This is a genomic window from Brevibacterium sp. FME17, from assembly GCF_014897515.1.
In the GTDB taxonomy this organism is placed as follows: Bacteria; Actinomycetota; Actinomycetes; order Actinomycetales; family Brevibacteriaceae; genus Brevibacterium.
Genome location: NZ_JABUYD010000007.1, coordinates 58355 through 80459 on the forward strand (window position 1 = coordinate 58355; position 22105 = coordinate 80459).

General features: G+C 62.9%; 20 protein-coding genes. 5 read left to right on the forward strand and 15 right to left on the reverse strand.

The genetic code is table 11. The features are described from left to right. Positions 1-8: 8 nt before the first annotated feature. Together INT40_RS08490 and INT40_RS08495 are read right to left on the reverse strand one after the other, a co-directional pair. On the reverse strand, positions 9-815 hold the full coding sequence (locus tag INT40_RS08490; protein WP_193095920.1) for a TSUP family transporter: 807 nt from the start codon (positions 813-815) through the stop codon (positions 9-11). Positions 816-828: 13 nt separating this feature from the next. After that, a complete protein-coding gene (locus INT40_RS08495) occupies positions 829-2676 on the reverse strand; it encodes a proline--tRNA ligase (RefSeq protein ID WP_193095921.1) in 1848 nt (615 codons plus the stop codon). Positions 2677-2908: 232 nt separating this feature from the next. Here INT40_RS08495 and INT40_RS08500 point away from each other — a divergent pair, with 232 nt between their 5' ends. Together INT40_RS08500 and INT40_RS08505 are read left to right on the forward strand one after the other, a co-directional pair. Continuing rightward, complete coding sequence (locus INT40_RS08500; RefSeq protein WP_101571202.1) at positions 2909-3640, forward strand: NUDIX hydrolase; 732 nt, start codon at positions 2909-2911, stop codon at positions 3638-3640. A 32-nt stretch (positions 3641-3672) separates the two neighbouring features. Then, positions 3673-4089, forward strand: a complete 417-nt coding sequence (locus INT40_RS08505; RefSeq protein ID WP_101571205.1) for an RNA-binding S4 domain-containing protein — start codon at positions 3673-3675, stop codon at positions 4087-4089. A 56-nt stretch (positions 4090-4145) separates the two neighbouring features. Here INT40_RS08505 and INT40_RS08510 read toward each other — a convergent pair whose 3' ends face one another. Further along, entirely contained in the window at positions 4146-5024 is an 879-nt protein-coding gene (locus tag INT40_RS08510) for a GNAT family N-acetyltransferase (RefSeq protein ID WP_193095922.1), read from the reverse strand. 59 nt (positions 5025-5083) lie between these two features. Continuing rightward, positions 5084-6232, reverse strand: a complete 1149-nt coding sequence (ispG, locus tag INT40_RS08515) for a flavodoxin-dependent (E)-4-hydroxy-3-methylbut-2-enyl-diphosphate synthase (protein ID WP_101571209.1) — start codon at positions 6230-6232, stop codon at positions 5084-5086. A 183-nt stretch (positions 6233-6415) separates the two neighbouring features. On the opposite strand from ispG, the gene INT40_RS08520 reads away from it, so the two are divergent. After that, the gene (locus tag INT40_RS08520; RefSeq protein ID WP_193095923.1) at positions 6416-7849 is read left to right on the forward strand and encodes a serine hydrolase domain-containing protein; all 1434 of its coding nucleotides are present in this window, start codon (positions 6416-6418) and stop codon (positions 7847-7849) included. Between the two features lie 71 nt (positions 7850-7920). On the opposite strand, the gene INT40_RS08525 is transcribed toward INT40_RS08520, so the two are convergent. Then, on the reverse strand, positions 7921-9384 hold the full coding sequence (locus INT40_RS08525) for a M50 family metallopeptidase (RefSeq protein ID WP_193095924.1): 1464 nt from the start codon (positions 9382-9384) through the stop codon (positions 7921-7923). A 1-nt stretch (position 9385) separates the two neighbouring features. Further along, positions 9386-10657 carry a 1-deoxy-D-xylulose-5-phosphate reductoisomerase gene (gene dxr / locus INT40_RS08530; RefSeq protein WP_193095925.1) on the reverse strand — a complete coding sequence of 424 codons (1272 nt, stop codon included), beginning with the start codon at positions 10655-10657 and terminating at the stop codon, positions 9386-9388. Between the two features lie 99 nt (positions 10658-10756). On the opposite strand from dxr, the gene INT40_RS08535 reads away from it, so the two are divergent. Further along, the gene (locus INT40_RS08535) at positions 10757-11956 is read left to right on the forward strand and encodes an acyl-CoA dehydrogenase family protein (RefSeq protein ID WP_101571221.1); all 1200 of its coding nucleotides are present in this window, start codon (positions 10757-10759) and stop codon (positions 11954-11956) included. Positions 11957-11974: 18 nt separating this feature from the next. On the opposite strand, the gene INT40_RS08540 is transcribed toward INT40_RS08535, so the two are convergent. The 9 genes from INT40_RS08540 to rpsB all read right to left on the reverse strand — a co-directional run bounded on the left by INT40_RS08540 (position 11975) and on the right by rpsB (position 20324). Continuing rightward, the gene (locus INT40_RS08540) at positions 11975-12823 is read right to left on the reverse strand and encodes a N5-glutamine methyltransferase family protein (protein ID WP_180958942.1); all 849 of its coding nucleotides are present in this window, start codon (positions 12821-12823) and stop codon (positions 11975-11977) included. A 166-nt stretch (positions 12824-12989) separates the two neighbouring features. After that, positions 12990-13721 (reverse strand): hypothetical protein, encoded by a 732-nt coding sequence (locus INT40_RS08545; protein WP_101571223.1) that lies wholly within the window; start codon positions 13719-13721, stop codon positions 12990-12992. Further along, complete coding sequence (locus INT40_RS08550; RefSeq protein ID WP_101571225.1) at positions 13714-14274, reverse strand: DivIVA domain-containing protein; 561 nt, start codon at positions 14272-14274, stop codon at positions 13714-13716. Before INT40_RS08550 ends, INT40_RS08545 begins: the two co-directional genes overlap by 8 nt. An 83-nt stretch (positions 14275-14357) precedes the next feature. Next, the gene (locus INT40_RS08555; RefSeq protein ID WP_193071976.1) at positions 14358-15665 is read right to left on the reverse strand and encodes a radical SAM protein; all 1308 of its coding nucleotides are present in this window, start codon (positions 15663-15665) and stop codon (positions 14358-14360) included. Between the two features lie 169 nt (positions 15666-15834). After that, positions 15835-16863 (reverse strand): phosphatidate cytidylyltransferase, encoded by a 1029-nt coding sequence (locus INT40_RS08560; RefSeq protein ID WP_101571229.1) that lies wholly within the window; start codon positions 16861-16863, stop codon positions 15835-15837. Next, positions 16863-17420, reverse strand: coding sequence for a ribosome recycling factor (frr, locus tag INT40_RS08565; protein WP_101571231.1), 558 nt, complete (start codon positions 17418-17420; stop codon positions 16863-16865). Before frr ends, INT40_RS08560 begins: the two co-directional genes overlap by 1 nt. A gap of 148 nt (positions 17421-17568) precedes the next feature. Further along, positions 17569-18321, reverse strand: coding sequence for a UMP kinase (gene pyrH / locus INT40_RS08570; RefSeq protein WP_101571232.1), 753 nt, complete (start codon positions 18319-18321; stop codon positions 17569-17571). Between the two features lie 176 nt (positions 18322-18497). After that, the gene (gene tsf / locus INT40_RS08575) at positions 18498-19325 is read right to left on the reverse strand and encodes a translation elongation factor Ts (RefSeq protein WP_101571234.1); all 828 of its coding nucleotides are present in this window, start codon (positions 19323-19325) and stop codon (positions 18498-18500) included. A gap of 33 nt (positions 19326-19358) precedes the next feature. Continuing rightward, the gene (gene rpsB / locus INT40_RS08580; RefSeq protein WP_101571236.1) at positions 19359-20324 is read right to left on the reverse strand and encodes a 30S ribosomal protein S2; all 966 of its coding nucleotides are present in this window, start codon (positions 20322-20324) and stop codon (positions 19359-19361) included. 718 nt (positions 20325-21042) lie between these two features. Between rpsB and INT40_RS08585 the strand changes: the two genes are divergently transcribed. Then, the gene (locus INT40_RS08585) at positions 21043-22005 is read left to right on the forward strand and encodes a D-alanyl-D-alanine carboxypeptidase family protein (RefSeq protein ID WP_226830986.1); all 963 of its coding nucleotides are present in this window, start codon (positions 21043-21045) and stop codon (positions 22003-22005) included. Positions 22006-22105 lie beyond the last annotated feature (100 nt).

Here is a 22105-nt window from a genome sequence, read left to right on the forward strand (position 1 = left end):
GGTGTCAGTCAGTGAATGAGGCCGGAGATCACGTCGTAGCCGAGTTTGAGGATCATCGCGGAGACCACGATGACGAAGACGACGCGGACGAAGCCGGATCCCTTCTTCAAGGCCGTGCGCGCACCGAAGATTCCGCCGAGCACGTTGCCCACTGCCACGACGAGGCCGAGCGCCCACACGACTTGGCCGTCGGGGATGAAGAAGACGAGGGCTCCGAAGTTCGTCGCCCAGTTGATGACCTTCGCTGTGGCCGAGGCCTGGAGGAATGAGAACCCGATGACCGTGACGAACGCGATGACGAGGAAGGAACCGGTGCCCGGGCCGAGCACGCCGTCGTAGACGCCGATCGTGAGTCCGATCAGCCATGACAGCCCATGATGGCGTTTCGAGGACTCCCCGAACCGCAGGGTCGCATCGGCGCCGAGGCTGGGGTTGAGGACCGTGAAGAGTCCGACCCCGATGAGCGCGACCAGGATGATCGGTGTGAAGAGTTCACCGGGGACCAGGGTCGCGAGTTTGGCGCCGAGGACGGCACCGAGGAACGCCGTGGCGGCGGCAGGGATCGTCGCCGATCTGTCCGGCGTGATCTTGCGCAGATAGGTCACCGCCGAGGCGGTTGTCCCCGCGATCGATCCCACCTTGTTCGTGGCCACCGCCTGGACCGGTGTCATGCCGGGCACCAGCAGCAGCGCCGGCAGCTGGATCAGACCGCCGCCGCCGACTACGGCATCGATCCACCCGGCCAGTACGCCCGCGGCCAACAGCCACAGGAGCATCCCGAGGGTGACATCGATGCCGGCGGTGAGGGTTTCCATCACCTGGGTCGGCTCAACGTTCAGATGTTTCCGCGATCGCAGCGTCTGCCGCGGAAGCAGCCGCGGCGTAGGCGGCGCGGATCGTGGCCACGGTGGAGGCGACCACCTCGGCGACGGGCTGCTCCTGCTTCTCATCGGCCAGACGGTTGCGGACTTCGACCACTCCATCGGCCAGGCCGCGACCGACGACGATCACGGTCGGGATGCCGATGAGTTCAGCATCAGCGAACTTGAAGCCGGGTGAGACCTTGAGGCGGTCGTCGAGGAGGACGGTGACGCCCTCTGATTCGAGCTCGGATGTCAGCTTCTCGGCCGCCTCGGCGATCTCTTCGCCCTTGCCTGCGGCGATGATGTGCACATCGGCCGGGGCCAGGTGCTGGGGCCAGAGGAGACCGCCTTCGCTGTGGTATTCCTCCGCGATGCAGGCCATGACACGGGTGACGCCGAGGCCGTAGGAGCCCATAGTCACGGTAGTGGCCTTGCCGTTCTGGTCCAGGACCTTGAGATCAAGGGACTCGGCGTACTTGCGGCCCAGTTTGAAGATCTGACCGATCTCAACGCCACGGGCCAACTCGAGCGGGCCAGAACCGTCGGGCGCGGGGTCACCGAGGACCACCTCGGCGGCCTCGATGGTGCCGTCGGAGGTGAAGTCGCGACCGGCGACGAGATCGAAGACGTGGCGGCCGGGCTCGTTGGCGCCGGTGATCCACCGGGTGCCCTCGACGACGCGAGGATCGAGGAGATAGCGGACCTTCGAGGTGCCCTCGAGTCCAAGCACCTGGTTGTCGAGGTCGAGGCCTGGTCCGATGTAGCCCTTGATGAGCTCCGGGTGGGCGGCGAGATCTTCGCTGGTGGCGGCCTCGAGATCGACTTCGCCGTTGCCGAGCATTCCGGTTCCGGCAGCGCGGTCCAGGTCGACGTCGCGGTCTCCGGGAAGGCCGATGACGATGATCTCGCGGGTGCCGTCGGGGTGGGTGACGGCGCAGACGACGTTCTTGAGTGTGTCTGCTGCGATCCACTCGCGGTCCTCGCGAGGGTGATCGGCGTTCGCTGCGGCCACGAGGGACTCGATCGTGGGGGTGTCTGGGGTGTCCTCGACGTGGGCTGCGGGTGAGTCTTCGAACGGGATCGCCTCGGGCACGATCGAGGTCACTGCCTCGACGTTCGCGGCGTATCCGCCGGGTGAGCGCACGAAGGTGTCTTCACCGACCTCGGAGGGGTAGATGAATTCCTCGGTGCCGGAGCCGCCCATGGCGCCGGGTGTGGCTTTGACGGGCAGGCAGGGCAGGCCGAGGCGGGCGAAGGCGCGCAGGTAGGCCACGCGCATGGCTTCGTAGGAGGCGTCGAGTCCGGCGTCGTCGATGTCGAAGGAGTAGGCGTCTTTCATGATGAATTCGCGTCCGCGCAGCAGACCCGCGCGGGGCCTGGCCTCATCACGGTATTTGGTCTGGACCTGGTAGATCGAGAGCGGGAGGTCCTTATAGGAGGAGTACAGGTCCTTGACGAGGAGGGTGAAGACCTCTTCGTGTGTGGGTGCCAGAATGTAGTCGTTGTCCCTGCGGTCCTTGAGGTGGAACAGGTCGGGTCCGAAGGCTTCCCAGCGGCCGGACTTCCGGTACGGGTCGGCGGGCAGCAGACCGGGGAAATGGACTTCCTGTGATCCGGCTTCGGCCATCTCTTCGCGCACGATGGCTTCGATCTTGCCCAAGACCTTCAGTCCCAGCGGCAGCCACGTGTAGATCCCCGGGGCCGATCGGCGGATGTAGCCCGCACGGTGCAGAAGTTTGTGGCTGGCGACCTCGGCACCGACCGGGTCCTCCTTCTGGGTTCGCACAAACAGGGACGACATGCGCAGGGCCATGGGTGATACTCCTCAACTTGTCAAGACTCAGATCGAACACTATCGCACGCGAGTATCCACACGGCAATTATGGGACAAAACCGATCGCTCGCGTGGTTGGAAGGCGGCAGTCAGCGGGTGGATTCGCGTGGTGGGGGAAGCGAATTAGACTGGTGGGCACAGACGTCCACCAGGGCCTGAACGATTCAGGCCGATTCGCTGTCCCACCGACTCCCTGACCGATACGAAGAGCATGCCTGATTCCACTCAACTGACGCAGTTCCCGCGGCCCTCGGTCGCGGTCGACACCGCGGTCCTCTGCCCCGTCCCTCGGCGTGGCCTGCACGTGCTCCTCACTCATTCCGGCGATGGCGTGTGGCAGCTGCCGGGGTCGATTCTGCGCCCCCAGGAGCGACTCGCCGAGGCTGTTGCCCGATGTCTGCACGAAAAGGCGCGGCTTGTCGACCGTGCCCCAGTTCAGCTCCATGTCTTCGACCAGCCCGATCGTGATGATCGCGGGTGGGTGATCTCGGTGGCACACCTCGACGTGCTGTCGACGAACGATGTCGGATTCGGTGACGCGAGTACCCCGGAGACAGAGCCTGACCCGAAGGATGCCCGACGGAGAAAGCTGGCTCCTGTGCATTCGGTGCGTGAGCTCAGCGCCGAGCATCAGGAGATCGTCCGAGTGGCGGTGCACCGACTGCGTGCCCTGCATGAGCGCACACCCGACCCGTTCGGGCTGTTGCCGAAGGAATTCTCGCTGCGACAGCTGCGCGAACTGCACGAGGTCGTTTCCGGCGAGGATCTGCAGGCAGACACCTTTCGCCGCACGATGCTTCCGCTGCTGGCACCGACTGGGCAAGCTGTGTCCCAGGGGCGCGGTCGCCCCGCCCAGACATTCACCCGCCGCTCCGAGATCGCGCTGCGTCGCGATGCAGACGTCCCCGCACCGAGCGCGGGCACCGACGATAATGGACTCTGATGTGTTGAACGCTGATGTGATGGAGGCCGACTGTGGAGATTGACCGTTCGCCCGGCAAGCACGTTCGTGTCGACGTCTGGCTGTGGACGACCAGGATGTTCAAGACCCGGAACCTGGCGACTCAGGCCTGCCGCGGCGGACACGTCCAGGTCGATGGTCAGCGTGTCAAGGCAGCGCAGAAGGTCTCCATCGGCCAGGAGGTGCGCGTGCGCAAAGCCAGCACCGAATTCATCTGGAAGATCACCGGCTTCATCCCCACTCGGCCGCAGGCCTCGATCGCTGTGCAGTGCTACGAAGACCTCACTCCGCCGCCGGATCCTGCTCTGCGCGGATTCGTCCCCCGCCGAGACAAAGGATTGGGACGGCCGACGAAGAAGGACCGTCGGGAGATGGAGAAGTTTCTGGGCGACATGGCCAAACCCCGAAACTGGGATCGCCGAGACTCCTGAGGCTGCCGCTGGCCGCGCCGCTGGCCCACAACCATTCGCCGCCGGCGTGAGGCCGGTCAGAACATGACGGTGGCGAAGGTGCCGACCTGTTCGAACCCGACGCGTGTGTACATGCGCAGGGCCACCTCGTTGTAATCATTGGCATAGAGGCTCACAGTGGTATGCCCCGCGGCTCGAGTCTGCGCGACGACGGCCGCCATTCCGGCAGCGCCCAGGCCCTGCTGGCGAACGTCGGGATGGACCCAGACGCCCTGAACCTGAACGATGCGCGGTGCCCGGATGCCGATGTCTGCCTTGAACAGCACCTGCTCGGCCTGCTCCGTCGCCGGCCAGCGTCTGACCGCACCGCCCTGAGGCAGAGTCTCGGAGATGCGTGCAAAGCAGTTCTTACCCCGAATGATGTTGCGGACTCGGGCCAGGTAGCTCGCCTGGCCGCCCTCGACGGGAGAGAAGCCCACCTCGTTGGTGAACATGTCCACGCTGGCAGAGAACACTGCGGGCAGCTGCTCCACCGTGACCAAGTTGACGGCCTCGTCGGGTTCGATCAACGGGTCGGAGCTGATGGCCAACAGCGGCTGGCGGTCACGGACCCCGCGGGGACGCCCCCAGTTCAGGCGGCTGTGCAGATCGAGGATGATGTCGCGGGCGCCGATGAGTGAACAGGAGTAGCGCCCATCGGCGTTGAGCTTCTCCGCAAGCACCTGGTTGGTGCCTGGGGTCGCAGCGACGGGGATGATGTTGCCGCCCACCCAGTAGGCTGCGACCGGACGATCGCCGTTGAAGACTCCCAGCAGGGTACCTGCCGGGGACCCCATCTGAGCTGTGCCGGTGACTTCGAGCAGCGCGATGAGGTAGACGTTCTCACACGGGTTGCGTGCGAGCAGATCCTTCAGCCAGTCAGTGTGCTGATGTCCCAGCCGAACGACTCTCAGCACGAGAGCGCCTCCTTGATCAGATCCTCATACACCGGGAAATTTCTCCGCCAGGACTGGGCTCAGCCGACGACGACGTCGGGCGACCCGGACGGGATGTCGGACTCAGCTGCGATGCGATTGGCTTCTTCGATGAGAGTCTCGACGATCATGTCCTCGGGCACGGTCTTGATGACCTCACCCTTGACGAAGATCTGGCCCTTGCCGTTGCCGCTGGCCACACCGAGGTCGGCTTCACGGGCCTCACCGGGACCGTTGACGACACAGCCCATGACAGCCACACGCAGAGGAACCTCCATGCCTTCGAGACCGGCAGTGACCTTGTCCGCGAGGGTGTAGACGTCGACCTGGGCGCGTCCGCAGGAGGGGCAGGAGACGATCTCGAGTTTGCGAGGTTTGAGGTTGAGGCTCTCCAGAATCTGGTTGCCGACCTTGATCTCCTCCACCGGTGGGGCAGAGAGGGAGACGCGAATCGTGTCGCCGATGCCCTGCGACAGCAGTGTGCCGAAGGCGGTCGCGGACTTGATTGTGCCCTGAAAGGCAGGCCCAGCCTCGGTGACGCCCAGGTGCAGGGGCCAGTCGCCGCGTTCGGCGAGCAGCTCGTAGGCGCGGACCATGACCACGGGGTCGTTGTGCTTCACAGAGATCTTGAAGTCGTGGAAGTCGTGTTCTTCGAACAGCGAGGCCTCCCACACGGCGGACTCGACGAGCGCCTCCGGAGTGGCTTTGCCGTATTTCTCCATAATCCGCTTGTCCAGGGATCCGGCGTTGACACCGATCCTGATCGAGGTTCCGGCGTCATTTGCCGCCTTCGCGATCTGCTTGACCTGATCGTCGAATTTACGGATGTTTCCGGGATTGACGCGGACAGCGCCGCAGCCGGCGTCGATCGCGGCGTAGACGTACTTCGGCTGGAAGTGGATGTCGGCGATGACCGGGATCTGCGACTTCTGCGCGATGATCGGCAAAGCGGCAGCGTCATCGGGTGAGGGGCAGGCCACCCGCACAATGTCGCAGCCTGCGGCAGTGAGTTCGGCGATCTGCTGCAGAGTCCCGTTGATGTCAGTGGTCTGCGTCGTCGTCATCGACTGGACACTGACAGGGAAATCGGAACCGACGCCGACCTTTCCGACCTGGATCTGTCGCGTCTTCCGTCGCGGCGAGAGCACAGGAGGTGGTGGGGCAGGCATTCCGAGATTGACCGATGTCACGAAGACATTCCCTTCATTGAAGACTGGGGACCAGACTGATCGTTCGAGTCATTCATATTGTAGGACTTCAAACTGTGTCCGGGCTCGTCGACCACGGTGTGATCGCTCACCACAGCATCATTTCGCAGGTATTGTGAAGGAAACTTGCCGTCCGATCCGAGGATCAGATCAGAGGAGATGCCTGTGCGCCGAGGCGATTCTGTGCCCTTCACCCACCCCGATACCCAGGCCATCATCGGCCGCCTTGAAGCTGCAGCCGATTCCCTGGCAGACCAGGGCGGCACATTGGCGTGGGGTGTCTTTCGCCGAGGTGAGACCGGGACCGTTGCCCAGGGCGACGTTCCCTACCGGATCGCGTCGATGACGAAGTCATTCACCGCGGCGCTCATGGGCCACCTCACATCCAAGGGCTTGGATCTCGATCGGCCCCTGGGCCAGCTCATCCCCGATATCGCCGACACATCGATCGCCGACCGCACGTGCCGGCAGGCACTGACGATGGGCACCGGGTTCACCAAGGACGACCCCTGGGCCGATCGGGTGGAGTCGATGACGAAGACCGAGCTCGTCGACTATCTCAAGGCCGGAGCCATCCCCATCGGCCCGGCAGACACCGGCTACGAATACTCCAATCTCGGCTATGCACTCCTCGGACTCGTCGCCGAGGCAGTGACCGGGAGGCCGTTCATCGACCTCGTGACCACCGAGGTGCTTGAACCCGCGGGTCTGACTCGCACCGGTTTCGACATCGCCGACTTCCCAGACCTGATGCCCGGCATCCGCATCGACCGCAACGGCGGCGGCCACCCTGCCGAACTCACCGGCCCCGGTGCCTTCTCCCCCATCGGCGGAGTCATCTCCACGGTCAACGACATCGGGACCTGGATGGATGCCCATATGGACGCCCTTGAGAACATCGACGCCTATGCGCCTGAGGCGCTGCCGCGGATCCTGAACGACAATCAGCAGGCGCATCGCCTCATCGAAGTTCAGCACAGCGAGCACCACACGGAATCCGTGAACTACGGTTTCGGTCTGCAGCCGCGCCTGGACTCCCGCTTCGGTCGTGTCGCCTGCCATTCCGGGGGCTATCCCGGATACGGCTCGCACATGCGCTGGTTCCCGGATCTGGGCCTGAGCATCGTCGTGTTCGGCAACACAACCTACTACCCGGCCGAAAGCACCGTCCGGGACGCCATCGACGCCGGTTGGGCCGCGGCAACGGGCAATCCCGGTCTGCAGCTCACCCGCAGGGCCACCGCGGTGCCGTCACCTCACCACGCCGCCGCACCCGAACAGGCAGAGACCGTGCTGCGCGCAGCGAACCTGGTCATCGATTTCGACGATACGGTCGCCGAGGAACTCTTCACCGTGAACATGGACCTCGATGAGCCTCGCGCAGAACGTGGTGAGCGTTTCGCGGCGTGGAGAGAAGAGCAGCAGCTCACTCGGGCCTTCAGCGCCGAGAACGTCACCATGACGACTCCGCTGAAGGGGACGGTGACGGTTCCGGGCGGGCAGGCCGGCGGCGAGACGAACCCGGCACAGACGTCACCGACGATCACGGTGAGCTTGGACCACCTCGGCGAGGTGCAGACGATCTCACTGAGCAGCTGAACACCGCTCCCGCCGGGCATTGCGGGCAGACTTCTCCCTCGCTGTCCCGCCGCCCGGGGTCGGCCCTCCGGCTATCCGGAGTTGAAGATCGCGTCTAACGTGACGGGTTTGACGAGGTCGACGTAGACGAGCAGCGCCGTCATGCACAGCATCAGCGCGATGACGACGTAGGTCAGCGGCAGCAGTCGGGCTGTGTCGAAGGGCCCGATCTTGCCGCGCCCACGGAATTTGTTGATCTGGCGGCGCGCCCCTTCGTAGAGGCCCACTGCGATGTGTCCGCCGTCGAGCGGGAGCAGCGGGATCATGTTGAACGCGAACAGGAAGATGTTGAGTGATCCCAGCATTCCCAGCCCCAGCTGCGCCTTGTCCATGATCTGGAACTTGTCCGTCGACACGATCTCACCGGCGATGCGCCCGACTCCGACCATCCCGACCAGCCCCTCGGCGTCGCGTTCCTTCGAACCGGTGGCCACCTCGGCGATGTCGATGAGTTTGACGGGCAGGGTCACGATCGCGTGGAAGACACCGCTGACCTGGTCCCAGACTGCGCCGGGGAATTCGTTCAGCGGCAGCGGCTGGCGCTCCTGGACCGGTCCGACGCCGAAGAATCCCTCCGTCACCGTCTGAGGTGTGCCGTCGGCGTTCATCATGGGCTTTCCACTGTCGTCGACGCGGGCGCTCTCATGCGCGATGATCGGAACGTTCACGGACTGCGAGTGACCGTCCCGGGTGAACGACACGTCGACTCGCTCACCGGCATGATCTTTGATGACGCTGGAGAGTTCGTCCCAGCTGTCGGTGGAGACGCCGGCGACCGAGGTGATGTCATCGCCTGGTTTGATTCCGGCTTCCCACGCGGGAGTCAGCGGATCATCGTCCTGGCAGCTCTTCCTCTGGTCCGCGGGACGCTGCGCCGCTTCGGAGGCCGGAACCGCACATTCGACGACGGTCTGCACGGTGGTCGTCGGGGTCGTGATCCCGATGCCGATGAGCGAGATCGCCATGATGATGATTCCGAGGACGAGGTTGACCAGAGGTCCGGAGAACATCACGACGAGGCGTTTGGGGACGTTCAGAGCGTAGAACGTCCGGTGCTCCTCCCTCGGATCGATCTCCTGGTTCGAGAAGTCCCGGGCATCGGCCATCGTGTTCTCGAACAGGCGACCGCGCCGCTGCCTGCGCGGGCGGCCAGCAGTCTCGGTCGCGACGTCGCCGAGGTGATCGCTTCCGGCCGCGTCAGTTGCGTGCTGGGCATCCTCTCCGGAAGCAGTCCCTGCCCGTCGCGTTGTCGCTTTGAGGGGCGGGTACATTCCCGGCATGGCGATGAATCCGCCCAAGGGAAACGCCTTGATTCCGTATTCCGTCTCGCCGCGGCGGAAGGAGAACACGGTCGGGCCGAAGCCGACCATGTAGTGGGTGACCTTGACACCGAACTTCTTCGCCGGCGTCAGGTGGCCCAGCTCGTGCAGACCGATCGAAATCGAGATTCCGATCAGGAACAGGACGATCCCGACGATGTAGAGGAGAACCGTCATATCAGGAACCGCCGAGGCTCGTGCCCGGTGCGGACTGTGCAGCCGGTGCGCCGGGTGCGGCCTCTGCCACCTGCTCCGCCAGGTCCTGGCGGGCGAATTCTCGAGCCCAGGCGTCGGCGGCGAGGACCGTCTCGACCGTGTGCTCGGCTGCCGGCTGGTGGGCCTGCAGGGCCCGTTCGATGCCCTTGTCGATTCCGGTGAATGGGATCTCACCACCCACGAAGGCTTCGACGAGAACCTCATTGGCGGCGTTGAAGACTGCGGGGAAGCTCTTCCGCTTCCGTCCGGCTTCAACGGCCAGGCCCAAGGCGGGGAAGGCGATGTGGTTCACGGGTTCGAATGACCAGTGCATCGGCTGTCCCCAGTTGTTCGCCACCGCTCCAGACGCCAGTCGACGGGTCTGACCGTCGGACTGAGTGCCCAGCGCGTAGGCGATGGGCAGTCGCATGTCCGGCGGTGAGATCTGCGCGATCGTCGAGGCATCGCTGAATTCGACCATCGAATGGATCTGGGACTGCGGGTGGACGACGACTTCGATGTTGTCGAAGTCGATATCGAAGAGCAGGTGGGCCTCGATGACTTCGAGGCCCTTATTCACCAGTGTCGCCGAGTTTATGGTGATCATCGACCCCATCGACCAGGTGGGATGTTTGAGTGCCTGAGCCGGGGTGACACGTCGCAGCGCGTCCCGGGTCATGCCGCGGAAGGGTCCACCGGAAGCGGTGATGACGAGTTTGCTGACCTCACCGTGGGTGCCTGAACGCAGGGCCTGGGCGATCGCCGAGTGCTCGCTGTCCACAGGAATCAGTGCCGCTCCGGTGCGGGCCGCGGCATCGAGGACGATCGTGCCGCCGATGATGAGTGACTCCTTGTTCGCCAGCGCCACATCGGTGCCGCGCTTGAGCGCGGCCAGGGTCGCGCCGAGCCCGGCTGCTCCGGTCACCGCATTGAGAACGATGTCGGCAGCGGCACCGGCGACCACCTCGGCGGCATCGGGGCCCACATGGATCTCACGGACAGGATCACTGATGCCTCGTTGACCAGCAGCCTGCTCCAGCCTCTTCCGGATCTCATCTGGGCCGCCCTCAGGTGGGCTGGTGAGACCGATGACGGGGACCGAGAAATCGAGCGCCTGGACCACCAAAGCATCGAGCTGGGTTCCAGCGGCGAGGCCGATGACCTCGAAATCCGCTGCGTTCTCTTCCAGGACATCGAGGGCCTGGGTGCCGACCGAACCGGTCGAGCCGACTACAATGATTCTACGTTTGCTCACGCCTACCGATAATGCCAAAGTTCTCTGAGAAATGACTCGACATTGTCATCATCGGCGACGTGAGATATGCAATGCGAATCTATGGTGAGAGAGGTTTACATGAGTGCAACGCTGAGCCCCGACGACATCCTGGGACTGGATTCGGTCTTCGAGGAAGATGACCTCGAGTTCGCGTCGATCGTGAAGAAATGGCTTGATGAGAACGTTCGCGAGAAGATCGGCGACTACTTCCTCGACGCCACAATCCCCGCTCGGGAGCTCGCAGAGGGACTCGGCGAACTCGGGCTCCTCGGCATGCACCTCGACGGCTACGGCTGCGGAGGATCCACCGCCACCCAGTACGGTCTGGCCTGCCGTGAGCTCGAAGCCGTGGACTCGGGTCTGCGTTCACTCGTGTCGGTCCAGGGATCATTGGCCATGTTCGCCATCCACCACTTCGGCTCCGAAGCGCAGAAGGAGGAATGGCTTCCGAAGATGGCTGCCGGCAAGGCCATCGGCTGCTTCGGCCTGACCGAACCCGACGTCGGCTCCGACCCATCGGGCATGAAGACGACCGCGAAGAAGGACGGATCCGACTGGATCCTCAACGGGGCGAAGATGTGGATCACGAACTCCCCCGTCTCCGACGTCATGGTCGTCTGGGCAAAAACCGAGGAAACCGACTCCAAGGGCAAGCCCGTTGTCCGCGGATTCGTCGTCCCCAGCGACACCGAGGGTGTCCAGACTCCTGAGATCCACCGCAAGATCTCTCTGCGTGCCTCGATCACCGGTGAGATCGTCCTCGATAACGTGCGCCTGCCCGAAGACGCCATGCTGCCCGAGGCCAAGGGTCTGAAGGGCCCCCTGTCCTGCCTGTCCGAGGCCCGCTACGGAATCGTCTTCGGAGTCACCGGTGCCGCGCGTGACGCGCTCCAGTCCGCACTGGAGTACACCGGCACCCGCGTTCAGTTCGACCGTCCGCTGTCCTCGTTCCAGATCAGCCAGCAGAAGCTTGCGAAGGCCTTCGGCCAGTACTCGCAGATCACACTGCTCGCCGCCCACCTTGGTAAGCTCAAGGACTCGGAGAAGGGTGTGCGTCCCGAACAGATCAGCCTGGGCAAGATGGTCAATGTCGACACCGCGATGAACGTCTGCCGTGACTTGCGCGCACTGTTCGGCGGTTCGGGCATCACCAGCGAATACCCACCATTGCGCCACGCCGTCAACCTCGAGACCGTGCTCACCTACGAGGGCACCCACGAGGTTCACCAGCTCACACTGGGCCGCAGCCTCACCGGGATCAACGCCTTCGCGAACTGATCCCTGCGGGGTCTGAGTTCAGCCGACAACCGCTGGCCAGAAGTGTCTACGTCGTGCATCAGTGCACGACCGCGCCACCTCTGGCCAGCGGTTGTTCTCATTCATCGGGTTGCGTCTTTCATTCAGCTGCAGCTCGAGTACCACGGACTGTTCGTCTTCGCCGAGCGTGCTGGTGGCGGTGAATCCCTGTGCCTCCGCGAATTCAGCAGCGTTCGTATATTGTGCGGCGCCGAGTTCGATGAGCACCACCCCGCCTGGTGCCAGCCACTCACGAGATTCGCTGACAAGGCGACGAACCAGGTCGAGCCCATCGACTCCCCCGAACAGTGCTGTCGCCGGCTCGTGCTCACTTGCCTCACGGGGAAGGAATTGGGCAGCAGAATCTGGCACATAAGGCGGCACCGCGGAAATGACGTCGAAGCTACCACTCAGGGCCTGTGGCAATCCCACCAGACAGTCAAGCAAGTGAGCCTGAGCGCAGGGTCCGACATTGTCCTGTGCCCACCTCAGTGCTGTTTCGTCATGATCGCCGAGATGGATCTGCGTACCCGGGATAGCCGAGGCCACTGTGGTGGCGACAGCTCCCACCCCGCAGAAGGCTTCGAGGAATCGGGCCGGACGTCCGTTTTCCGTCGCATCGGTTACATCACGAACAGCATTTGCGGCCTGCACAGCACTCCCTGTGGTCTGCACAGTATCCGTTGCAGCCTGAACTGCAAGGATCGACCGTTCCGCCAGCAACGCGGTCCGCTGCCGAGGCACGAACACGCCAGGAACAACGGGGAGTCTCTGCCCCGCGAATTCGACCCATCCGACGATCTGCTCGAGAGGCTCGCCCGCGACGCGGCGAGCTATGAGTTCGGTCAAAGAGGATTCCTGGTCAGAAACGGAGCCCTGCGCCGCTTCCATCAGGATCCGCGCTTCATCTTCAGCGAAGACACACCCTGCCTCTCGCAGTCGGGCCACCACCTTCGGCGGGTCCATCTGCTCGGGCCCGTCTGGGTCGGACTCGGACCCTTCTGGGTCGGAGGCGTCAGGCCTCAGCTAGGGTCTCCTGAGCCAGCCATTCCAAGCTCGATTGCGCATCGAGCACTTTCTCCTCGGTGACGATCAGCGGGCGGCTCGGTACCAATGCGACCACTGCGGCAGGTTCGACTCGCGAGTCCCGCATCGCTTGGTCGATATTCGCGGTCTCCCCCGCGACGGTGATGCCGACTCCTTCGAATTGGGAGCGGATGACCTTGACCGAGGCTCGTCCCGATTCGATCGGGGCAGCGTCGATCGTGTGCACGAGAACCGTGGTGAGGCCCTCGCCCCCACCATCAGTTGAGGAAGAGTCCGCAGACGACGCGCTGGCAAACGGGGCATCGGTCGATGCCGCGCCGGAACGAACGTCGACGCTGGCTCCGATGCGCACGGCGCCGAGGATGCTCAGCCTCCGCGAGATCGGTGGAACATCCTCGGCGATGACGACTCGAGCGTTCTCTGTGCCGATGATGCCCATGGCATGGAGGATGCCGCCGAGTTTCGCACTCCGGTCCAACACCTCGGCGCGATCGAGCTCCACAGGCTTCGACAGTGCCTTGATCAGCCGTGGGTCGCTGACTTCACGGCCATCGACCATCGGCTTGTCCGGGGTCGGACCGGTGAGGACGATGTCATCGGCACCGCCCATGACGATCGGGAAATCGAGCAGCTCGAACACCGGGTTAAGCGTTCCGGGTGAGGTGTCTGTGGGTGCTTCGAAGTAGTGGAAGTCAGTCAACGGAGGCCATCACTTCGACGACACGGTCGATGAACGCATCGACTTGGTCTTCGTCGTAGGCTTTGTTGCCCTTGGCCGTTTTGAACAGGACGCGGCGGACCTGGTCAACGCTCATCGCCACACCTTCCGTGAAGTAGGCGTTGACCTTCTCGCACATGTCATCGACCTGGTCGATGTCGTAGCCGATGACTCCCGGGGCCGGGTTGTCGAAGTGCTCGCCCGGTTCGCGGACCAAGCGTCCTCGCAGAGACGAGGCCACACGTGTCAGTTCGGAGACCCAAGCATCTTGGCCCGACTGTGCGATGAGCCGGTCACGTGCCTGTTTGGCGAAGGCGTCTTCGAGACGATCGAGCGCAGCATCGACGACGGCAACGTGGTATCCCTTTCGCACCAGATCGAAGCCGACTGTGCGCACCGCGCGTGAGTCGAGGTCACCGGGCTGCGGAGTGGGGCGTTCGAAGGATTCGCGCGCACGTTTGAAGAAGCTGTCGACCTGTTTCGGGTCGTAGCCGTTCTTCCATCCGGACATTCGGGGGAAAGTCGTGTCCGCCATGTTGCCTCCAGAAGCGAATCGTGCGTATGGGTCATTTCCACCATGATAAATGGCGGACGCGGAAAATGCGTGTTCGCGACGTCTCAGTCGGCGGCGGCGAGCTGTCCGCAGGCCCCATCGATGTCCGAACCGCGGGTATCGCGGATGGTCGTGGGAATGCCCTGGTCGATGAGCCTGCGCACGAATTCGTCGGCCACCTCCGGGTCGGAGGCGGTCCACACGGACCCGGGCGTCGGGTTGAGCGGGATGGGGTTGACGTGGACCCAACCGCGACCACGAGCATTGAGCTTCTTCGCCAGCAGTTCCGCACGCCAGGGGTGATCGTTCATATCCTTGATGAGGGCGTATTCGATGCTCACCCGACGTCCTGTCACCTGGTAGTAGTTGTACGCGGCATCGATGGCCTCATCGGCCTTCCACCGGGTGTTGACCGGGATCATCTCATCGCGCAGTTCGTCATCGGGTGCGTGGAGGCTGAGTGCGAAGGTGACCGGAATCTCCTCGGCCGCCAGCTTGTTGATACCTGGGACCAGACCGACCGTGGAGATGGTGATGCGACGGGCCGACATTCCCAGTCCCTGCGGCGCTGGTTCGACGAACCGGCGCACCGCGTTCATCACGCGTTTGTAGTTGGCCAAGGGTTCGCCCATTCCCATGAACACGATGTTGGAGACGCGTTCGGGTCCCGTCGCCGAGGTGGTCGAGTCCGATGCGTCGACCATTGCCTCTGGTGATTCGCCCTGGTCATCGTCTGCTTCGGCACCGAGGGCCGTCTCGCCGTCGGCTGGCATGTCCCCCGAGGGTGCCGGTGCGAGTTCGCCGTCAGCGATGACCTGGTTGGCGCGGATGACCTGTTCGACGATCTCGGCCGCAGACATATTGCGTGTCAGTCCCTGCTGTCCTGTTGCGCAGAAGGGACAGTTCATTCCACAACCGCACTGGCTTGAAACACAGAGTGTGACTCGGTTGCGGTAGCGCATGAGCACCGATTCGACGAGTGCTCCGTCATAGAGGCGCCACAGGAACTTGATTGTGTCGCCGTTGGCGGTGCGCAGGCGACGAACCTCGGTCAGGAGGTGGGGGAAGAATCGTTCCTGCAGGTCGGCACGCAGGTCCTTCGGCAGGTCCGTCATGGACTCGACATCGGTCTGATAGTGCGTGAAGTAGTGAGTGGAGATCTGCTTGGCGCGGAAGGCGGGCAGTCCCATCTCTTTGACCGCGTCGATGCGTTCGTCCATCGTCATATCGGCCAGATGCTGCTTTGGCTGGCTGGCTCGTGGAGATTTGAAATTAAGCAGCGGACGGCCGTCACGCGTCGGCGTCTTCGATGTCGTGCCGTCTGCGTGTTCGACGACGGGCCGTGTCTGCCTGTTACCTGCTTGAGAACTCACACGTCCATTGTCTCATGAGAGCAAATGTCTTGGAGTGTGTGTGCCGCCACGCCCGATAAGAGGCTGTCACCGGCGATTGAGGGCTGGGTGGATACCCGCGGTTCGCGGTCATGCAGATGCCCGCGATTGACGGCTATCCAATTGCAGGTGCGAGGCGGATCAGTGTGGATCAGAGGTAGCCGGGCAGGACCGTGAACATCACGAGGGCCACCGGTGCGGTGGGCAGGATCGAATCGAGTCGGTCCATGACGCCGCCGTGCCCGGGCAGCAGAGTCCCCATGTCTTTGAGGTCGAGGTCGCGTTTGATCATCGATTCGCTGAAGTCGCCGAGGGTGGCGAAGGCTGGGATGACGACACCTATGACCAGACCGGTCCAGAACGGAGCGTCGAAGAGAGTCAGAGCGAGGATGGTGGCGACCGCGGCGGCGAAGACCACCGAACCGATGTAACCTTCCCAGGATTTCTTCGGGGAGATTCTCGGTGCGATCGGGTGTTTGCCCCAGAGGACGCCGAAGACGTAGCCGCCGGTGTCAGAGGCGACCACGCTGGCCAAGAACAGGATGACGTAGAAGTTGCCGTCGGGTTGGGTCAGCAGGTACACGACGAAGCAGGCCATGAGGCCCACGTAGGTCAGTGCGAACAGGGACAGCGAAACGTCTTTGACCGCGTTCTTACGGCGCTCGACCATGGTGAAGAGCATGACGGCGCCGGCACTGGCGGCGAAGGTCACCCACAGGGCCTCGCGTCCACCGACGAACGTCGCCACCACCATGCATGCCGCCGACACCATCGTCGGTATCCGCGATACGAGTGACCCCGACCGGGACAGCGCATTGGCCAGCTCCCACATTGCGGCCACGATGGCGATGAGGATGATGAAGAGGAAGGAGATCGGGAAGAAGATGAGGGACGCCAGGACAATGCCGCCGATGAGCAGCCCGATGCCGATCGCAGCCGGCAGATTTCGTCCGGCCTTGCCGTAGTCCTTCTCCGCCACCTCAGGGACATCCTGCCCAGACTCAGCGGCAGGGTTCGTCGCCGGGTCTTCCGGCGAATAGTCCTTATCGGAGTTGCGCAGGTCTCTGCGCCTGGGGAATGGGGTCTCAGGCCCCGCTGCATGCGGAACCGGATCCGGATCCGGCCCCCCGAGGGGAGCCGGATCGGATGCTGGAGTGCCTGGCCCGGTCAACGAAATCATCAGACCTCGAGGAGCTCAGCTTCCTTCTTGGACAGCAGTTTGTCGACATTGTCGACCTTGCCCTTGGTCAGGTCATCGAGTTCGGAGATTCCGCGTGCGACTTCGTCTTCACCGGCGTCGCCGTCCTTCTTGATGCGCTCAAGGGTTTCCTTGGCATGACGACGGATGTTGCGGATCGACACCTTGCCGTCTTCAGCCTTGCTCTTGACGATCTTCACATATTCCTTGCGGCGTTCCTCGGTGAGTTCCGGGAGCACGACGCGGATGACGTTGCCGTCGTTGGCTGGGTTGGCGCCGATGTCCGAGTTGCGCAGCGCGGTCTCGATGTCGCCGAGTGCTCCACGATCGTAAGGAGTCACCAAGATGGTGCGAGCTTCTGGGGTCTGGAATGAGGCCAGCTGCTGCAGAGGGGTCGGTGCACCGTAGTAATCGATCTCGATGGCGGCGAACAGTGCGGGATTGGCGCGGCCGGTGCGGATGGACGAGAAGTCCTCCTGCGTGAATTCCACGGCTTTGTCCATCTTTTCCCTGGCCTCGGCCAGTGTTTCTTCAATCACGACTCACTCTTTCCGTCGATAGGAGCTTTGGGTTCATTCTATGGGTCATAGCTGTCGAATGCCGCACTCGTTTGGTCCAGGGAGAGTTCTGGACCTCGTCTGAGACATTTCGAGGCGTTGTAGGCCCGGGGCCGATGCGCCCTGGAGACTATTTGACTACGGTGCCGATCTTGTCGCCGACGATGGCCTTGCGCAGATTGCCTTCGCCTTCCATCCCGAAGACGTGCATCGGAAGTTTGTTGTCCATGCACAGGGAGAATGCGGTTGCGTCGACGACTTTGAGGCCCTTCTGCAGCGCCTCCTGATAGGTGATCTCACGGATCTTTTCTGCAGTGGGGTCGATGTTCGGGTCGGCGGTGTAGACGCCGTCGACTCCGTTTTTGGCGATGAGGACTTCGTCGGCGTGGATTTCCAGCGCCCGCTGAGCGGCGACGGTATCGGTGGAGAAGTAGGGCAGTCCGGCTCCCGCGCCGAAGATGACGACCCTGTTCTTCTCCATGTGGCGCATGGCCCTGCGCGGAATGTAGGACTCGGCGACCTGCGACATGGGGATTGCTGTCTGCACCCGGGTGTCGACGCCGGTCTGTTCGAGGAAGTCCTGCAGCGCAAGGCAGTTCATGACTGTTCCGAGCATGCCCATGTAGTCGGCGCGTGTGCGGTCCATGCCGCGCTGTGACAGCTCTGCTCCACGGAAGAAGTTTCCGCCTCCGACGACGATGCTGACTTCCACCTCTTCGACGGTAGGGGCTACTTCTCTGGCTACAGCGGCGACGACATCGGGATCGACTCCGATTTTGCCTCCGCCGAAGACCTCACCCGAGAGTTTGAGGAGCACGCGGCGGCGGTGTGTGCGGACTGGTCTGCTGGCGTAGCTGGATTCGTGAACCGGGGTGGATGTCATTTAGAGTCCTTCTTCCGTCTGGGCAGGTTGGAGCCCGGATGTGTCGTCGGTGCCAGTGTAGCGAAAACGGGGCCGGACCGAATGGTCCGACCCCGTCAGCCGCTTATGAGTTCACTCTCAAGCGAGACGACTGCTGTGCAGGTCGGTTTACGACCCGCTCAGCGGTCAATGATGTTTCAGGCTCCGACGCGGAAGCGCAGGAATCCGGTGGCCTTGACGCCGGCAGCTTCGAGGACCTTGCTCACGGACTGCTTGGGATCCTTGGCGAATCCCTGGTCGAGCAGGCAGTTTTCCTTGAAGAAGCCGTTGACGCGGCCTTCGATGATCTTGGGCAGAGCCTTCTCAGGCTTGCCTTCGTTCTTCGCGGTGTCTTCAGCGATGCGACGTTCGTTCTCCACGAGGTCGGCTGGGACCTCTTCGCGGGAGAAGTACTTCGGGCTCATAGCTGCAATGTGCACGGCGACGTCGTGTGCGACAGTGGCGTCATCACCTTCGTATGCCAGCAGGACGCCCACCTGAGGTGGCAGGTCCTTGTTCGTGCGGTGCAGGTAGGACTCGACGCTTGCGCCTTCGAGACGTCCAACGCGACGAAGGGCAACCTTCTCACCCAGAGTCGCACCGCTTTCAGTGATGAACTCCGAGACGGGCTTGCCGTCCTTCGTGGACTCGAGAACAGCTTCGGCCGAATCGGCGTTGCTGGACACGGCCAGAGACAGAACTTCATCAGCGAGTGCAACGAAGGGATCGGACTTCGCAACGAAGTCGGTCTCCGAGTTGAGCTCGATCATCGTTCCGACGCCGCCCTCGACGTGGGTAGCCACGAGACCGTCAGAGGTGGAGCGACCTTCACGCTTGGTGGCGCCCTTGAGACCCTTCACACGGAGGACCTCGATGGCTTTCGCCTGATCGCCGTCAGCTTCGTCAAGAGCCTTCTTGACGTCCATCATTCCGGCGCCGGTCTTCTCGCGCAATGCCTTGATATCAGCGGCAGTGTAGTTTGCCATTCTTTCTCCTCAGGATGGTGGAGTTATGGAAAATCAGGACTCTTTGGACTCGGTGGAGTCTGCAGCTGCTTCTGCGGCGGGTGCTTCGGTTGCCTCGTCAGCAGCTTCGGCAGCAGCCTCAACTGGCGGCTCGTCGGTTGCTTCTTCAGCGGCAGCAGCGGCATCGGCGGCTGGCTTCTCGGCAGCGTCTGCAGCCGGAGCGGCAGCTTCCTCAGAAGCAGGAGCGTTGCCCTCGAGCAGTTCGCGTTCCCACTCTGGCATCGGTTCGACGGCGGAGACGTTCTTCTCTCCGCTGTTGTCGTCCGAGGAGTGGCGGGCGATGAGGCCCTCTGCCACTGCGTCGGCGATCACGCGGGTCAGCAGGGACACCGAGCGGATGGCGTCGTCGTTGCCCGGGATCGGGTAGTTGACGTCGTCAGGGTCGCAGTTGGTGTCGAGGATCGCGATGACCGGGATTCCGAGCTTGCGAGCTTCGTCGACGGCGAGGTGTTCCTTCTTGGTATCAACGATCCAGACAGCCGAAGGGGTCCGCTGCATGTCGCGGATACCGCCGAGGGTCTTCTCCAGCTTGTCCTTCTCGCGACGGAGAATGAGCAGTTCCTTCTTGGTGTGCGAGGAACCTGCAACATCGTCGAAGTCGATCTCTTCGAGTTCCTTCAGGCGGCGCAGGCGCAGCGAGATGGTCTGGAAGTTGGTGAGCATACCGCCGAGCCAGCGCTGGTTGACGTAGGGCTGTCCCACGCGCTTGGCCTGTTCGGCGATCGATTCCTGGGCCTGCTTCTTGGTGCCGACGAACAGGATCGAGCCACCGTGGGTCACGGTTTCCTTGACGAACTCGAATGCAGAGTCGATGTAGCCCAGCGACTTCTGCAGGTCGATGATGTAGATGCCGTTGCGCTCGGTGAAGATGAAACGCTTCATCTTCGGGTTCCAACGGCGGGTCTGGTGTCCAAAGTGAACGCCGCTGTCGAGCAGCTGGCGGATGGTGACGACGGCCATACCGACGTCCTCCCTTCTCTTGCGCCCGGAGGCGCTTTTACGTCATTATCGAACGACAGCATTGTGCTGGCGGAACAATGACATTTTCGGTTAATTCCTGGTATTCGGTTCATCCGCCCCACAAATTCGCCCTTGCAGGCTATTTGCACCATGGGATGGAGAAGAAATCGAATACGCGTAGTCAGAAGACACGCTTCTGCTGAGGCCAGTCTATCCCTGTTGCCCAAGGCTTTTCCAATCGATCAGGCACCTGCCGAATGGGCTGCATCACAGTCTGCGCGGCTTTCAGACTGCTCGGTGTGCTCACCCAGTGCACGCCCCCAAGTAGCCAGTCAGTCGACCCATGTCCGGCGCCGTGTGGATATCTTTGTCCCGCATCGCCTGATCAGAGCCGCAGCTTCGAGGTTCCAATCAGATTCGCAATCTCCACAACTCGCTGGTCAGGCACTCCTCTCGACCACTCATGGGCAGTCTCCTGTGGATCGCCGCGCCACTCGTGTTCGTTTCGTCTGTGTACGACGGGGCTCTGTCCACAGTCGCTGCTCGCGCGCCTGACATCTGGAGGCGACCGGGCTTCCATTGGCTCATGGACCTCATCGTCGCTTCTTCGCACACCGCCCGTTCCATCTGGTCTCGAACGCTGCCGGCTGCCTTGTCTCTAACTCGGCTGGCGGTCTGGTCCAGGGCTCGCCTGGCATCTCACAGGCTGAGTCGCATCATGACCGTGAGTCTGATTCCAGTGCTCCTCGCCCTCGCCGAGGTGGTGGCACCGTTTTCGGCGACCTCTGCCGAAGCTGCGGCCCAGGCACAGAGGACATGGGCCTCCCCGGTCCCGGCGATGGAGATTCTCGAAGCATTTGATCCGCCGACAGAGGCGTGGTTGAAGGGACACCGGGGCATCGATGTGCTCACGGTCAGTGGTGAACCGGTGCGGGCACCCGCCGCTGGCACCATTCGCTTCCGCGGCTCGGTGGCTGGCACCGCGACCATCAGCATCGAAACAGATTCCGGATATGTCATCTCGTTCCAACCGGCAGAGTCGGTTCTGAAAACGGGCGAGGCGTTCTCTGCCGGTGCTGAGATCGGAACAGTCGCTGAGGGTGGTCACTGCGATCAATCGTGTCTGCACGTCGGCGTCTGGAAGTCTGAGGGAGTGAAGAAGTACATCGACCCGGCAGGCTTCTTCGGACAAGAGGAGTCGATCCTCTTGCCACTGTCGCGCAAGCCCGAAAAGGAACATACCGGCGACTCCACGACCTCTGGAGCGGGTGCGTGGGGTGGACATCGCAATGGTCGGATACCTGCCGCGGCGATGTGTTCGTTGATGTCGGCGCCGGGACAGATGCTGCGCTGTGATGCTCAGACGGCGTTCGACCGGATGTCTCACGCCTATGCAGCCAGGTTCTCGACTCCGATCTCGGTGACTGATGCCTATCGTGACTACGACACTCAGGTCATTTTGAAACGACGGAAGGGTCGGATGGCTGCGACTCCCGGAACCTCGAACCACGGTTGGGCGCTGGCAATGGACCTGGGCGGCGGAATCAATTCGTTCGGCAGCGCTGAGCACCAGTGGATGCGTGCCAACGCACCGAAGTTCGGATGGATCCATCCGAGCTGGGCTCGTCAGTCGGGTTCACTGCCTGAACCGTGGCATTGGGAATTCTATGGTCACGAATAAACTTAAAGTTGCGTCCCTGGAGCCCGTTGGGCGACCGAATGCTCCAGAACGAAGAACGCGACGCGCTTCTCATCAAGCAGTCTATTCCAATCTCTACTTT

What these genes read in the sequence shown, in the direction of transcription:
- INT40_RS08535 (WP_101571221.1), top strand. Translation starts at nt 10,757, where the DNA reads ATGAGTGCAACGCTGAGCCCCGACGACATCCTGGGACTGGATTCGGTC.
- INT40_RS08550 (WP_101571225.1), bottom strand. Translation starts at nt 14,274, where the DNA reads ATGGCGGACACGACTTTCCCCCGAATGTCCGGATGGAAGAACGGCTAC.
- INT40_RS08490 (WP_193095920.1), bottom strand. Translation starts at nt 815, where the DNA reads ATGGAAACCCTCACCGCCGGCATCGATGTCACCCTCGGGATGCTCCTG.
- INT40_RS08585 (WP_226830986.1), top strand. Translation starts at nt 21,043, where the DNA reads ATGACCGTGAGTCTGATTCCAGTGCTCCTCGCCCTCGCCGAGGTGGTG.
- INT40_RS08500 (WP_101571202.1), top strand. Translation starts at nt 2,909, where the DNA reads ATGCCTGATTCCACTCAACTGACGCAGTTCCCGCGGCCCTCGGTCGCG.
- INT40_RS08495 (WP_193095921.1), bottom strand. Translation starts at nt 2,676, where the DNA reads ATGGCCCTGCGCATGTCGTCCCTGTTTGTGCGAACCCAGAAGGAGGAC.
- tsf (WP_101571234.1), bottom strand. Translation starts at nt 19,325, where the DNA reads ATGGCAAACTACACTGCCGCTGATATCAAGGCATTGCGCGAGAAGACC.
- pyrH (WP_101571232.1), bottom strand. Translation starts at nt 18,321, where the DNA reads ATGACATCCACCCCGGTTCACGAATCCAGCTACGCCAGCAGACCAGTC.
- INT40_RS08560 (WP_101571229.1), bottom strand. Translation starts at nt 16,863, where the DNA reads ATGATTTCGTTGACCGGGCCAGGCACTCCAGCATCCGATCCGGCTCCC.
- INT40_RS08525 (WP_193095924.1), bottom strand. Translation starts at nt 9,384, where the DNA reads ATGACGGTTCTCCTCTACATCGTCGGGATCGTCCTGTTCCTGATCGGA.
- rpsB (WP_101571236.1), bottom strand. Translation starts at nt 20,324, where the DNA reads ATGGCCGTCGTCACCATCCGCCAGCTGCTCGACAGCGGCGTTCACTTT.